This is a genomic window from Mesorhizobium sp. M1163, from assembly GCF_040318415.1.
Taxonomy (GTDB): Bacteria; Pseudomonadota; Alphaproteobacteria; order Rhizobiales; family Rhizobiaceae; genus Mesorhizobium.
Genome location: NZ_JAMYMF010000002.1, coordinates 182,930 through 197,167, shown reverse-complemented (window position 1 = coordinate 197,167; position 14,238 = coordinate 182,930). Strand labels below are relative to the sequence as shown.

At 62.0% G+C, this 14,238-nt stretch carries 14 protein-coding genes; 10 read left to right on the top strand and 4 right to left on the bottom strand.

Features of this window, described 5'->3' with window-relative positions; genetic code table 11:
• The first annotated feature begins 104 nt into the window (after window positions 1–104).
• The 9 genes from NKH43_RS02990 (at window position 105) to NKH43_RS02950 (ending at window position 9,018) form a co-directional block, all read left to right on the top strand.
• On the top strand, window positions 105–1,133 hold the full coding sequence (locus tag NKH43_RS02990; RefSeq protein ID WP_352856512.1) for an ABC transporter permease: 1,029 nt from the start codon (window positions 105–107) through the stop codon (window positions 1,131–1,133).
• On the top strand, window positions 1,133–2,107 hold the full coding sequence (locus NKH43_RS02985; protein WP_352856510.1) for an ABC transporter permease: 975 nt from the start codon (window positions 1,133–1,135) through the stop codon (window positions 2,105–2,107). The genes NKH43_RS02990 and NKH43_RS02985 overlap by 1 nt, the downstream gene beginning before the upstream one ends.
• Window positions 2,097–3,119 (top strand): ABC transporter ATP-binding protein, encoded by a 1,023-nt coding sequence (locus NKH43_RS02980; protein ID WP_352856508.1) that lies wholly within the window; start codon window positions 2,097–2,099, stop codon window positions 3,117–3,119. Before NKH43_RS02985 ends, NKH43_RS02980 begins: the two co-directional genes overlap by 11 nt.
• Window positions 3,116–4,102, top strand: coding sequence for an ABC transporter ATP-binding protein (locus tag NKH43_RS02975; protein ID WP_352856506.1), 987 nt, complete (start codon window positions 3,116–3,118; stop codon window positions 4,100–4,102). Before NKH43_RS02980 ends, NKH43_RS02975 begins: the two co-directional genes overlap by 4 nt.
• 345 nt (window positions 4,103–4,447) lie before the next feature.
• Window positions 4,448–5,656 (top strand): ABC transporter substrate-binding protein, encoded by a 1,209-nt coding sequence (locus tag NKH43_RS02970; protein ID WP_352856504.1) that lies wholly within the window; start codon window positions 4,448–4,450, stop codon window positions 5,654–5,656.
• 11 nt (window positions 5,657–5,667) lie between these two features.
• Window positions 5,668–6,441 (top strand): ABC transporter ATP-binding protein, encoded by a 774-nt coding sequence (locus NKH43_RS02965; protein ID WP_352856502.1) that lies wholly within the window; start codon window positions 5,668–5,670, stop codon window positions 6,439–6,441.
• The gene (locus NKH43_RS02960; protein WP_352856500.1) at window positions 6,434–7,144 is read left to right on the top strand and encodes an ABC transporter ATP-binding protein; all 711 of its coding nucleotides are present in this window, start codon (window positions 6,434–6,436) and stop codon (window positions 7,142–7,144) included. The genes NKH43_RS02965 and NKH43_RS02960 overlap by 8 nt, the downstream gene beginning before the upstream one ends.
• A 7-nt stretch (window positions 7,145–7,151) precedes the next feature.
• Window positions 7,152–8,039, top strand: coding sequence for a branched-chain amino acid ABC transporter permease (locus NKH43_RS02955; RefSeq protein WP_031193840.1), 888 nt, complete (start codon window positions 7,152–7,154; stop codon window positions 8,037–8,039).
• Between the two features lies 1 nt (window position 8,040).
• Entirely contained in the window at window positions 8,041–9,018 is a 978-nt protein-coding gene (locus NKH43_RS02950; RefSeq protein ID WP_352856499.1) for a branched-chain amino acid ABC transporter permease, read from the top strand.
• A 19-nt stretch (window positions 9,019–9,037) separates the two neighbouring features.
• On the opposite strand, the gene NKH43_RS02945 is transcribed toward NKH43_RS02950, so the two are convergent.
• From NKH43_RS02945 to NKH43_RS02930, 4 genes are read right to left on the bottom strand one after another with little or no spacing between them, the layout of a single operon-like run.
• The gene (locus NKH43_RS02945) at window positions 9,038–10,210 is read right to left on the bottom strand and encodes an ABC transporter ATP-binding protein (RefSeq protein WP_023718531.1); all 1,173 of its coding nucleotides are present in this window, start codon (window positions 10,208–10,210) and stop codon (window positions 9,038–9,040) included.
• Window positions 10,203–11,345 (bottom strand): extracellular solute-binding protein, encoded by a 1,143-nt coding sequence (locus NKH43_RS02940; protein ID WP_352856497.1) that lies wholly within the window; start codon window positions 11,343–11,345, stop codon window positions 10,203–10,205. Before NKH43_RS02940 ends, NKH43_RS02945 begins: the two co-directional genes overlap by 8 nt.
• Window positions 11,346–11,367: 22 nt before the next feature.
• On the bottom strand, window positions 11,368–12,189 hold the full coding sequence (locus NKH43_RS02935) for an ABC transporter permease (RefSeq protein WP_023718529.1): 822 nt from the start codon (window positions 12,187–12,189) through the stop codon (window positions 11,368–11,370).
• A complete protein-coding gene (locus NKH43_RS02930; RefSeq protein ID WP_023718528.1) occupies window positions 12,186–13,064 on the bottom strand; it encodes an ABC transporter permease in 879 nt (292 codons plus the stop codon). The genes NKH43_RS02935 and NKH43_RS02930 overlap by 4 nt, the downstream gene beginning before the upstream one ends.
• A gap of 247 nt (window positions 13,065–13,311) precedes the next feature.
• Between NKH43_RS02930 and NKH43_RS02925 the strand changes: the two genes are divergently transcribed.
• Window positions 13,312–14,238 (top strand): ArsR/SmtB family transcription factor, encoded by a 927-nt coding sequence (locus NKH43_RS02925; RefSeq protein ID WP_352856495.1) that lies wholly within the window; start codon window positions 13,312–13,314, stop codon window positions 14,236–14,238.

Below are 14,238 nucleotides of genomic sequence, written 5' to 3'. Positions count from 1 at the left end.
CCCGGAGCCAATGCGACGGAGCGCCGCCGGCTCTCCGTCGCATTTCCTTTTCCGGCGGATCAGCGCATCTTTCAGGCCGAGATTTTTCCTAGGCAATCCTGTTCATGGTCAATGTCATTGCGGATCAGCCCGCCATCTCGGTTCGCCGGGCCACCGATGGCCCGTGGCGCACGGCATGGCGCAAGCTGAAAGGCGATCGTTCGGCAATATCGGCATTCGCCGTGCTCGTCGTCGTCGTGATCGCCTCGCTCGCGGCGCCGCTTTATGCGCGGTACGTCTCCGGCACCGATCCATTTGTGACCAATCTCAATGGCGAGGTCGTCGTCGATGGGGTGACCCAGCCGGTGCTGCAGCCCTCCACAGAAGGCCTTGGCCTCGGCATGACGCCGATCGGGCCGACGTGGCGCATCGGTCCCTACCTGCTCGGAGCCGACAACCAGGGCCGCGACGTCGCGGCGCGGCTGCTTTACGGCGGACGGGATTCGCTGTTGATCTCGGGTGCTGCAGCCGCGCTGTGCCTCGTCCTCGCGACGTTTCTGGGGGGCGTCTCCGGGTTCTTCGGTGGCATCGTCGACATCGGCCTGTCGCGCATTCTCGACGTGCTCTGGGCCTTCCCGATTTTCCTGCTGGCGATCTCGCTGTCGATCGTGCTGATTGCGCAGAGTATCCAGATCGGTCCATTCGAAATCCGCTCCGGCAGCCTGTGGCTACCGGTCTTCATCATCGGCATCGTCTATGTGCCCTATGTGGCGCGGCCGATCCGTGGCCATGTCCTGACCTTGATGCATGCCGAATTCGTGACCGCTGCGATCGGCCTGGGCGCGTCGCCCTGGCGCATCCTTTTGCGCGACATCATGCCCAATGTGGTGACCCGGATCATCGTTTTCGTGCCGTTGATCCTGGCGCTCAACATGATGACGGAATCCTCGCTGTCGTTCCTGTCGATCGGCGTGCAGCCGCCGGATGCCAGCTGGGGCACCATCATCCAGGACGGCCAGGGCCTGCTCTATTCGCGGCCGGTCGTTGCACTGGCGCCGGGGCTGGCCATCGTCATCACGGTCCTGGCCCTCAACATTCTGGGCGACGGCGTACGCGACGCGCTCGATCCGAAATCCTCGCCGAGGGGCGTCTAGTGGTTGCCGCGCTCGGCTTCCGGCTTGGCCAGATGGTGCTGGTCATGTTCGGCATAAGTGTCGTTGCTTTCCTGATTTTCTTTGCGACGCCGGGCGCCGATCCGTCGGCGCGCATTGCCGGCCGCAATGCTTCGCAAGAGACGTTGATCCAGGTGCGCCACGATTTCGGTCTCGACCGGCCATTGCCGGTGCAATATGGGCTGATGATGAACCGGCTTTTCATCAGCCGTGATCTCACCTCCTTCGTCAATCGCGGGCAGCGCGTCATCCCGACCGTGATAAGCGCCATTCCCGTAACGCTGTCGCTGGTCGGCGGCGCGGCAGTGCTGTGGGTGCTCGGCGGATTGATCGTCGGGGTGATCGCAGGCGCAACGCGCGGTACACTCGTGGATCGGGCGCTGATGATCCTGAGCTTGATAGGCGTGTCGATCCCGGTCTTCTGGCTGGGCGAGGTCGCCAACCTGCTGACACAAAGCCGCTGGCACGACAGCTGGCTGTTTTCCTGGGTTCCTCCGCTCGGCTACATCCCCCTGACCGAGAACCCCTGGGGCTGGTTCAAGGCTCTCGTCATTCCGTGGTTCACGCTGGCAACCCTCTATGTCGGCCTCTATGGACGGGTGCTGCGGGCAAGCCTGATTGAGATGATGCAGGAGGATTTCATCCGCACCGCCCGGGCCAAGGGGATCGGCGAGCGCCGGGTGTTGCTGCATCATGGCCTCAGGACCTCGCTGGTCGCATTCGTCACCATGTTCGGCCTCGATTTTGGTGCCCTGGTCGGCGGCGGCGCACTGTTGACCGAAGTGGTCTTCGGACTGCAGGGTGTCGGGAAACTGACCTATGAGGCACTGCAGACCCTCGATCTGCCGATGATCCTGGCCACGGTGATCTACGCCGCCTTCTTCGTGGTGATGGCAAACTTCGTCGTCGACGTCGTCTTCGTCATCATCGACCCGAGGGCACGCAATGTCGGCTGATGCTCCTCTTCTGGTGGTCAAGGACCTCACCGTCTCCTTCCGCAGCGACGAGGGCCTGGTGCGAGCGGTGGGAGGCGTCTCGTTTGCCGTCGAGCAGCGCGAGATCGTCGGGGTGGTCGGCGAATCCGGTTCGGGCAAAAGCCAGACCTTGCTCGCCATCATGGGGCTGATCGACAGCCCCAACGCTATCGTCTCCGGTTCCATCCGTTTCATGGGACAGGAACTGATCGGGCTCAGCCGGCGTGCGCTCGACGCCATTCGCGGCCGCCAGATCGCGATGATCTTCCAGGATCCGATGTCGGCGCTCACTCCTGTGCATACGATCGGCAACCAGATCGGCGAGCAGGTGCGCGCGCATGAAAAGGCGTCGGCGAAAGCCGCGCGGGCGAGGGCCGTGCAATTGCTGGATGCGGTCGGCATCGCAAATCCGGATCGGGTCGTCGACAGCTACCCGCACCAGCTTTCCGGCGGCATGCGCCAGCGTGCGGTGATTGCCATGGCACTCTCCTGCAACCCGGCGCTGCTCGTCGCGGATGAACCGACCACAGCCCTCGATGTTACCGTGCAGGCGCAGATCCTCGAATTGATCGGACGATTGCGCGACCAGTTCGGGTCGGCGGTGATCCTGGTCACGCATGATCTTGGCGTCGTTGCCGAAGTCGCGGACCGGGTGCTGGTGATGTATGGCGGACGCTTTGTCGAGGAGGGCGGCAAGAGCAGCGTGTTCCGGGCGCCGCTGCATCCCTACACATGGGGCTTGTTCGGCTCGATCCCGCCGATGGGGGGACCACGTCCGGCCCGGCTTGCCGCTATCCCGGGGATTCCGCCCTCGCTCTCCAACCTGCCGAAAGGCTGCGCCTTCGGCCCCCGGTGTGCCTTTCGCCACGACGCCTGTCTGGTCCAGCTGCCGATCATGCAAGGCGAGAGCCATCGCGCCGCCTGCGTGTTGCCGGAGTGCACGCGCAGACAATTCGCTGTCCAAAGGCCTGGCGGCGTGGAGATGCAACGATGAATGCCGTGCCGCGCCCGCTGCTTCGCGCCGGCGATCTGTCGAAACGTTATAGCGTCGGCCGCTCGATCTTCCCGGCACAGCGCCGGACCGTACATGCGGTCGATAAGGTGTCTCTCGACATCTGGCCCGGGGAAACGCTCGGCATCGTCGGTGAGTCCGGTTGCGGCAAATCCACGCTTGGCCGGTGTCTGGTGCGTCTGACCGAAATCAGCTCGGGGTCGCTGGAATTCGAGGGCCGCGACATCAGCGATGCCTCCCAGCGCCAGCTTCGTCCGTTGCGGCGGCAGATGCAGATGGTCTTTCAGGATCCCAGCGCTTCGCTCAATCCGCGCCGGCGGGTCGGCGATCTGCTGGCCGATCCATTCCGTATCCATGAACGCCTCTCGGCATCGGAAATGGCGGATCGCGTGGCCGACCTTCTGCGCCGGGTCGACTTGTCGCCCCAGCACGCATCGCGCTATCCGCACGAATTCTCCGGCTGCCAGCGCCAGCGTATCGGCATCGCCCGTGCGCTGGCGCTGCGGCCACGGCTGATCGTGGCCGACGAGCCGGTCTCGGCGCTCGACGTCTCGATCCAGGCGCAGATCGTCAACCTGCTCGCCGATCTGCGCGAGGAGTTCAACCTGACCTATGTGTTCATCGCCCACGACCTTTCCGTGGTGCGTCAGATCTCGAACCGTGTGGCGGTCATGTATCTGGGATCGATCGTGGAGAGCGGGCCGACCGACGAGGTCTTTGCGGCGCCCAGACACCATTACACCGCGGCGCTGCGTTCCGCCGTTCCGATACCCAGCATCGACCGTGCGCGGCGCGGGCGGTTGGTACTCAAGGGCGAGCTGCCAAGCCCGATGAACCCACCTTCGGGATGCCGGTTCCACACCCGCTGCCCAGCCGCCACCTCCCTCTGCCGCAGCCAGCGTCCGCTTCTTCAAAGCATCGGCGATGGCCGCCTGGTTGCATGCCATCATCCAGCCGGCGGTTGAGAACACACGTTTCTCGTTCACCTGCATCATCTGATCACGACCGCTCGGGCCGGGATTTCATCACGGCACGTCGGCTTCAGAGAGATCAGGCGCCATCTGGACCCCGCACGATCCGGCCCTATGTTGCGCTTCGACGTCCGCGGCATGGGCACCGCGAGCCTAATACTAAAGTAACTGTTCTCGCGTTGCCGCGCGATGCTACGATCTGAGGGACGGGCATAGCCGGCCGTACAGCGCTGCGATTTTCCGCCGGAGAGGACGGAATATGGGAGGCCACTCTTCGTGCCGCAGCAGGCAGCCGCCGACATGTTGCTCGGTTGTCGACCATAAGGGAGGAAGTCACCAATGAAGATATCGTACCTGGCCTCGGCCGCGCTTCTTGCAGCGACTGCGATGCCTGCCGCAGCCGCCGAGATTTCTGACGGCAAGGTCAAGATCGGCATTCTCAACGACCAGTCGGGCGTCTATGCCGATTTCGGCGGCAAGTGGTCGGTCGAGGCCGCCAAGATGGCGGTCGAGGATTTCGGCGGCAAGGTACAAGGCGCGCCGATCGAGATCGTCAGCGCCGACCACCAGAACAAGCCGGACATCGCCTCCAACATTGCGCGGCAGTGGTATGATACCGAACAGGTCGATTCCATCATGGAACTGACCACCTCCTCGGTGGCGCTGGCCGTCCAGGGGATTTCCAAGGAAAAGAAGAAAATCGACATCGTCACCGGCGCCGCGACCACCGAGCTGACCGGCAAACAATGCTCGCCCTATGGCTTCCACTGGGCCTATGACACGCATTCGCAGGCGGTAGGAACCGGTGGCGCTCTTGTCCAGCAAGGCGGCGACAGCTGGTTCTTCGTCACCGTCGATTATGCATTCGGCTATTCGCTCAAGGAGCAGACCGCCAAGTTCGTCGAGAGCCATGGCGGCAAGGTGGTTGGCGAGGTGCGCTATCCGCTCGGCTCGACCGATTATTCATCCTTCCTGCTGCAGGCGCAATCGTCGGGCGCCAAGGTCGTCGGGCTGGCGAACGCCGGCCTCGACACCTCCAACTCGATCAAGCAGGCGGCCGAGTTCGGTATCGTGCAGGGCGGTCAGCGACTTGCAGCGCTTCTGTTCACGCTGGCCGAGGTGCATGGGCTTGGCCTCGAGGCAGCGCAAGGCGTGGTGCTGACCGAAGGCTTCTACTGGGATCGCGATGACAAGAGCCGCGAGTTCGCCCAGCAGTTTTTCAAGCGCACCAACCGCATGCCGAACATGATCCAGGTCGCCACCTACTCGGCAGTGACGCAGTATCTGAAGGCGATCGACAAGGCCGGCACCGACGCGACTGAAGCCGTCGCCAAGGAATTGCATTCGATGCCGGTGAACGACGTCTTTACGGCGAACGGCAAAGTGCAGTCCGACGGCAACATGGTCCACGATATGTATCTTTATCAGGTCAAGTCGCCGAGCGAGAGCACCAAGGAATGGGACTATTACAAACCCCTTGCCACGATCCCCGGTAACGAGGCGTTCCTGAGCCCCAAGGAAAGCGGCTGTCCCACGGCCGGCGAGTGATTGGCGGGCCGATGGCGCCGCCCGAACCGAATGGGCCGCGGGTGGTGCTTTCCGCCCGCGGTTTGCGGCGCGACTTCGCCGGTTTCGTCGCTGTCAGGAATGTCGATCTCGACCTCTACCATGGCAACATCCACGCGCTAATCGGGCCCAACGGCGCCGGCAAGACCACCGTCTTCAACCTGCTTACCAAGTTCCTGCCGCCGACCAGCGGCAGGATCGAACTGCTTGGCCACGACATCACCCGCACGTCGCCGGCCAAGGTCGCGCGGATGGGCCTGGTGCGCTCGTTCCAGATATCGGCGGTGTTTCCGCATCTCAGCGTGCTCGACAATGTGCGCGTTGCGTTGCAGCGGCCGGGCGGGCTCAGCGTTCAGTTCTGGCGCTCGCTGGCTGCGCTCGATCGATTGACGCCGCGCGCCGAGGAGCTTTTGCGGTCTGTCGGCCTCGACGATGCCAAGAACATGCCCGCCGCCGATCTCTCCTATGGCAGGAAACGCGTGCTCGAGATCGCCACGACGCTGGCCCTCGATCCGAAAGTGCTGCTGCTCGACGAGCCGATGGTCGGCATGGGGCATGAGGATGTGCGCACGGTTTCAGACATCATCCGCTCGGTCGCCAGGGACCGCGCCGTGCTGATGGTCGAGCACAATCTGACTGTAGTGGCCGATCTTTGCGACTGGATAACCGTCATGCAGCGCGGCGAAATCCTTGCCGCCGGCGACTACGCCACGGTCAGTCGCGACGAACGGGTGAGGATCGCCTATATGGGCACCGCCGATGAGTGACGCCGCGCCTCTTCTCGCAGTCCGCGGCCTCAACGCCTGGTATGGCGAAAGCCATGCGCTTCACGGCGTCGATCTGGAGGTCTTTCCAGGTGAAACGGTGACATTGCTGGGCCGCAACGGCGTCGGCAAGACCACGACATTGCGCGCCATCATCGGGCTGATCCGCCAGCGGACCGGCCAGATTGCTTTCGACGGCAAGGATCTGATGCGCCTGCCACTGCACCGGACGGCGCATCAAGGCATTGGCCTGGTGCCGGAGGAACGCGGCATCTTCGCGACGCTGACCGTGGACGAGAATCTGGTCCTGCCGCCGATCGTAGCCGAGGGCGGCATGAGCGTGGAGGAAATATTCGATCTCTTCCCCAATCTGAAGGAGCGCCGCAACAGCCCCGGCACCAGGCTGTCGGGCGGCGAACAGCAGATGCTGGCGATCGCGCGCATGCTGCGGACCGGCGTGAAAATGCTGCTTCTCGATGAACCGACCGAGGGACTGGCTCCCGTTATCGTGCAGCGCATCGGCGATCTGCTGGCGACGATGAAAAAGCGCGGCATGACAATCCTGCTGGTCGAGCAGAATTTCCGCTTTGCCAGCCGTGTCACCGATCGTTTCTATCTGATGGAGCACGGCAAGGTGGTGGCGGGCTTTCCGGTCGGCGAACTTCCGGATCGCATGACGCTGCTGCATGAAGTGCTGGGTGTATGATGGCGCCATGACGATGATCTTCGGAATACCCGTTCAGGCATTCCTCGGCCAATTGCTGGTCGGCCTCATCAACGGCTCTTTCTACGCAATGTTGAGCCTCGGCCTGGCCGTCATATTCGGCCTGTTGCGTGTCATCAATTTCGCCCACGGTGCGCTCTATATGCTCGGCGCCTTCATCGGCTATCTGCTGCTCACCCGGTTCGGCATCGGCTATTGGCCAGCTCTGATCCTATCGCCGCTGATCGTCGGCGGCTTCGGTGTCGTGGTCGAGCGCCTGGCGCTGTCGCGGCTTTACGATATCGACCCGCTTTACGGTCTACTTTTCACCTTTGGCCTCGCGCTCGTGCTCGAAGGCGTGTTCCGTTACTACTATGGGGTATCGGGAAGTCCTTATTCCGTGCCGCCGCTGCTCTCCGGCGGCACCAATCTCGGCTTCATGTTCCTGCCAAATTACCGCGGCTGGGTGGTGGTCGCCTCGATGATCGTCTGTTTCGGCACCTGGGTGCTGATCGAGAAGACCAAGCTGGGCTCCTATCTGCGCGCGGCAACGGAGAACCCCCGCCTGGTCCAGGCTTTCGGCGTCAACGTGCCGTTGCTGCTGACCCTTACCTACGGCCTCGGCTGCGCTCTTGCCGGTCTCGCCGGCGTTCTCGCTGCGCCGATCTATCAGGTAAGCCCGCTGATGGGATCTGATCTCATCATCGTCGTGTTCGCCGTTGTCGTGGTCGGCGGCATGGGATCGATCCTCGGGGCGATCGTCACCGGTTACATGCTTGGGCTCGCCGAAGGCCTGACCAAGGTTTTCTATCCCGAAGCCTCCAATCTGGTGGTCTTCGTCATCATGGCGATCGTGCTTCTGGTCCGGCCCGCCGGTCTTTTCGGAAGGGACGTCTGAGATGGCCGAACTCTCACTTCGCGAGACGCGCGCCAAAAGTTCGGTATGGCTTGAATGGACGCTGGTGGGGCTCGGCATCCTAGCGCTGCTGGTGGCGCCTTTCTTCGTCTATCCGATCTTCCTGATGAAAATGCTGTGCTTTGCGCTGTTTGCCTGCGCGTTCAACCTTCTGCTCGGCTACACCGGGTTGTTGTCCTTCGGCCATGCGACGTTCTTCGGCGGGGCAGCCTACTTCAGCGCATATGCGGTCAAGGTCTGGGGCTGGCCGCCGGAAGCGGGCATCCTGCTCGGCGTCCTGGGTGCCGCGCTGCTTGGCCTTGTGATGGGCTTCTTTGCCATCCGCCGGCAAGGCATCTATTTCGCCATGATCACGCTGGCGCTGTCGCAGATGTTCTTCTTCTTCTGCGTGCAGGCGCCGTTCACCGGAGGTGAGGACGGCATCCAGGGCGTGCCGCGCGGCAGGCTGTTTGGAATGCTCGACCTGAACGTCTCGATGAACATCTACTATTTCGTTCTGGCGGTCTTCCTGATCGGCGTGTTCGCCATCTGGCGCGTCATCAACTCGCCTTTCGGCATGATCCTGCGTTCCATCCGCGAAAACGAGAGCCGGGCAATTTCGCTTGGCTATTCCGTCGCCAACTACAAGCTGGCGGCTTTCGTCATGTCGGCAACATTGGCCGGGCTGGCGGGCGCGCTCAAGGCGATCGTTTTTCAGTTTGCCACGCTCACCGACGTCACCTGGCAGATGTCGGGCGAGGTGATCCTGATGACGCTCCTCGGCGGCATCGGCACCATGGTCGGGCCGATCATCGGCGCCAGTCTGGTCGTCGGCCTGGAAAACACGCTCGCTACCTCGAATTTTCCGGTGACCATCGCCACCGGCCTGACCTTCATGGTCTGCGTGCTGGTTTTCCGGCGCGGTATTGTCGGTGAGGTCTATGCGCGGTTTCTCGGGCCAAGGGGTGACGCGAAAGACTGAACGGCTCAGCGCCTCGTCGCTACGCGATACGTACGCCTTGCGCGTCGAGAAGCACGCAACCCAGCGGGTCGAAGCAGACATCGACCGTTTCGCCTTCACGCAGCGGCTGGCCGTCGATCAGCGTGTTGGCGCGCAACGGCGTGCCAGCGCCGATGTCGATCTCGTAGACCGCATTGCCGCCGAGATAGGAGGTCGAGACTATTCGTCCCGACAGCCTGTTGGCAGCACCGGCGGTGCCGACGGTAAGCTTCTGCGGGCGAACGACGACGGTGATCGCGCTGCCGGCCGTGAGCGCCTTCGGTGCGGCCGCCTTCACGACATGGCCGCTGGCCAGCGCGATCGTTGCCATGTTGCCGTCCATCGCCGTCACGCTGCCGGGCAGCATGTTGGCCTTACCCAGGAAATTGGCGACGAATGCGGTGGCCGGCTGGTCGTAGACCTGCGCCGGGGAACCGATCTGCTCGATCAGGCCGGCGTTCATCACGACGATGCGGTCGGACATCGACAAGGCTTCTTCCTGGTCGTGCGTCACAAAGATGGCGGTGATGCCCGTCTCCCGCTGGATTTTCTTGATCTCGACGCGCATGTCCTCGCGCATATTGGCGTCGAGCGCCGACAAGGGCTCGTCTAGCAGCAGCACTTCCGGTTCGAAGACGATGGCGCGGGCCAGTGCGATGCGTTGCTGCTGGCCGCCCGAGAGCTGTGACGGCAGCTTTGTCTCACTGCCGGGCAGCCGCACCATATCCAGCGCCTTCTTGACCCGGCGCACGATTTCCGGTTTCGGCACGTTCCGGTATTTCAGCCCGAATGCGACGTTGTCGAAGACGTTCTTGTGTGGAAAGAGCGCGTAGTTCTGGAACACCAGGCCGATGTTGCGCTTGTAGATCGGGATGTCGTCGACGCGCTTTCCGCCGATCGAGATCTGCCCGCTGGTGATATCCACCAGGCCGGCGATCGATCGCAGGATCGTGGTCTTGCCGCATCCGGACGGCCCCAGCAAGGTGACGAAACTGCCCTTGCGGATCGCCAGTGAAAAATCGCGCACGGCGGCGAACTTGCCGTAGAAAATATCGATGTCGCGAAACTCGACCGCAGGCTTTCCTGTCGGCTGGCTTTCGCCCCGAGCGAGCGGGTCGCGATCAGCCCCGGCCGATGCCGGCCGGGGCTGATCGTGGCTGTTATCGTCATGCACCTTTCGACACCCTGTCCCATTGCTTGGTCCAGGCGTCTTCGTTCTTCGCCCAGTAGAGCGGATCGGCGAAGGTCAGCGACTTCATCGATCCGGTCGGGTCGAAGGCCGGAAGCGCTGCGATCTTGTCGGTCAGCTTCACCTTGGTCGGATCAAGCGAGGGTGGATAATTCTGGCCTTCGGCGACAGCGATCGACGTGGCCGGATCCAGCATGAAGTTGATCAGTTCCTCGCATTCGGCCATCGGCGATCCCTTGAGCACCAGCATGTCCTCCATCCATGCGTATGAGCCGGCGGGGTCGAGATAGCCGATCGGCTGGCCCTGCTGCTGCAGGGCGGCGACGCGTCCGGACCAGGCATCGGTAACGACGATTTCGTTGCGCGACAGGAGGTCCATCAGTTCCGCGCCGGAACTCCAGAACTTCTTGGCCAGGTCGCGGGTCTCGCGAACCTTGGCCCAGACCGCATCCATGTCCTGGATGTTGTTGGGGTCCTGTTTCGTCTGCAGCGCCGCATACCAGACGCGCGTCGTCATATCGGCGTAGCCGCCGACCTTGCCGGCATATTTCTTGTCGGTAAGCAGGTTGGCGCCCTTTTCCTTGGCTTCCTCCGGCGAGATGACCTTGTTGTTGTAGGCGATGCCGGTGGTGCCGTAATCATATGGCACTGCCGACAGCTTCGGCGTGATCTTGCGGAACGGCTCGATCATGGCGGTCAGCACATTCGCCATGTTCGGAATGTTCGCCTCGTTGATCTCCGAGTTGAAGCCGCCATTGACGTATTTGATGTAGTAGTTGACGCCGGAAGAATGGACGATCTGGAAGTCGCCCGGCTTCGACGTCTTGATCTTGGTGATGATCTCGTTCTCGTCGCCAAAGGTGCCCTGGACGACCTTGACCTTGGACTTGGCGGTGTAGGGCTGGAACGCGTACTTATCGATCGCCTCCTGCACCACGCCGCCCCATCCGTCGAAGCGCACTTCCGAAACCGCGGCCAGCGCGCGTCCCATCCAGGGCATGGAAAGCCCGGGGGCGGCGGCAGCGGCGGCCGTCAGCGTCAGGAATGATCGCCGGCTGATGTCGCCATTGGCATAGCGTTCGTTGAGCCGTTCCAGTCGTTTGGTGGTTGTCAGTTTCATTTTCATTCTCCCATTTTCATTTTCACTTGCCTGCCTTGAACCAGGTGAGGCTTTGCAGGATGAGCCCACCAGCCAAGGGAATGCCGACCGTCAAAAGGATCATGACAGTGCCCAGCGCGTTCACCTCGGGGCTGATCGAGATCTTCAGCATCGAGAGGATTTGCGTCGGCATGGTCTCGACGCCCGCCGGTCGCCAGAACAGGCTGGCCGAGGTGTTGTCGAACGAGATGGTGAAGGCGAGCAGCACGCTGGCAAGCACTGCGGGAATGAGCAGCGGCAGCGTGATCTCGCGGAATGTCGACACACGCGGCGCCCCGAGCGACAGTGCCGCCTCCTCATAGGAACGTTTAATGCCGACCATGCGCGCCTGAACGATCAGCACCACGTAGGGGAGCGTGAGCAGAATGTGGCCGAGTACCAGAAGCGTCATGCTGCGCGGTTGGTCGACGGCTTTGATCATGACCAGCAGGCCGACGCCCAGTATCGTCTCGGGGACCAGCGCGGGAAGAATGACAAGCGTGTTGATCGCCTGCTTGCCACGGAACTCGAAGCGCACCAGCGCCAATGCCGCCATGATGCCGAGCAGCGTCGTCACCGTTGCCGTCACCAGGGCAATCCACATCGATGTCCGGAAGGCATCGAGGACCGGCCCGTTGGTGAGCAGCTTCTCGTACCAGCGCAGGCTGAAGCCGGTGAGGGGAAAGCCGCCAAACATCGAGGCGTTGAAGGAAAGCACGACCGTGGCGAGGATCGGCGCGAACATGAAGACATAGACGCACACCGTGATCGCGCCGGTTAGCCGCCACGCCCATCTGCCTTCGCGATCGGGATGCTCCGCTCTCATGCACTGAGACCCTTCATGATCTGCGACAGGCCCATATAGCGGCTGTAGGCGGCCGCGGCCGCACCGAGCAGAACGAACAGGACGATGGAAAGCGTGGCGCCCATCGGCCAGTTGAGCTGCCCCATGATGGTGTCGTAGATCAGATTGCCGAACAGCGCGTCGCGGCTTCCCCCGAGCAATTGCGGCGTCACATAGGAGCCGGCCGCCAGCACGAAGCAGAGCAACAGTCCGGCGCCCAGCCCCGGAATCGACAGCGGCAGGGTCACTTCGCGGAACGCCTGTGCGCTGGTGCAGCCCATCGAGCGGGCGGCGGCGATCAAGGTGCGGTCGATGCCCTCCAGGCTGACATAGACGTTCAGGATCATGTAGGGCAGCAGAAAATGCAGCAGCCCCATGATGACGGCGCCCTCGGTGTAGAGCATCGGCAACGGCTCGTTGATGACCCCCAGCCGGATGAGCACGACGTTGATCAGCCCCTGTTCGCCGAGAATGTGGATCCACGAGAATGTCCGGATGGTGAAGCTGATCCAGAAGGGCACGATGAGCAGCAACAGCAGCAGCCATTTGTGCTTGAAAGTCGTGGCCCAGATGAAATAGGCGGGGAAATAGCCAAGGATCGCGCAGATCACAGCGGTGATGGCGCCGACGCGAACGGTCTTCCAAAGAAAGCCGTGATAGTAGCTGTCGGTGAGGAATTCCTTCCAGTTGTCGAAGGTCAGCACCGCCGACTCCACCCCAGCGGTAACGAAGGTGAAAAACGTGTAGACAGTCATCATCGCGATCGGCAGCAGCAGAAGCAGGGTAAGCAGCAAAAGCACGGGCGCGACGAGGACCCAGGCCAGTCGCTGATCATATAATTTCCACCCTTTGGTCACGACCCGTCCAACCACTTCATGTCCAAGCCGCCATCACCGGGCTCGGCTCCGGACTAGATTGGGCGATCGGCGTTCAGGTGTCCACTCTGCATATGGCTCCTGCACAAATTCTGTGCAGGGCCACCGCACGACCGTCGCCCTGCTGGATTTAACAAATTGCTCGGGTTCGCCTGCGCATTGATTAAATCAGATATCCCGATATACAGGATAATTTCGGATATAGATTTGGCATGGGCCCGGGCATTTTATGAGTCGCAATTTTCTGGTGATTGAACCTGAGGAAGGCATTGCCGTGCTAAAGGGGCTTGCCTCCTCGGCGCGTATCTCGATGCTGAAACTGCTGCATGAGAAGGGGCCGATGAATGTCAACGAAATCGCCGCCGTGCTGTCGCTGCCGCAGTCGACCGTCTCGACCAACATCCAGGTGCTGGAGGATGCGGGGCTGATCCGCACCGAGAACCTGAAAGCGAAGAAAGGCAGCCAGAAAATCTGTTATCCGACGGCCGAAGAAGTGCTCGTCGTGTTCAAGAGCGAATATCGTGCGGTCAAGAACGACGCGATCGAAGTGTCGATGCCGATCGGGCTTTACACCGGCTTCGAGGTTACCGCGCCCTGCGGCCTTTGTTCGCCGGACGGCATCATCGGCTTGCTCGATGTACCGAACACTTTCCTCGATCCGGATCGTATGAAAGCCGGGCTGTTGTGGTTCACCCGCGGTTTTGTCGAATACCAGTTTCCCAATAATGCCAAGCTCGCCGATGCCGAGATCACCGAGCTCGAAGTGGCGATAGAGCTGTCTTCGGAAGTGCCGGGCACCAGCGCCGATTGGCCCTCGGACATCACGCTGACGATCAATGGCGTCGATGTCGGCACCTGGACGTCGCCGGGGGATTTCGGCGACAAGCGCGGCGTCTTCACGCCGTCCTGGTGGAAACTCAAGGGTTCGCAATACGGCAAGCTCAAGAACTGGCGAATTGCCAATGACGGCACCTATGTCGACGGCCTCAGGATTTCCGAAACCGGCCTCGCCGCACTCGATCTGAAGAGCCATCATTCAATCCGCGTCCGTATCGGCGTCAAGGACGACGCCAAGCGCCCCGGCGGGATCAACATTTTCGGCAAGGGCTTTGGAAATTACGATCAGGACATCCTGCTCCGGATCAAAACTGGTTGA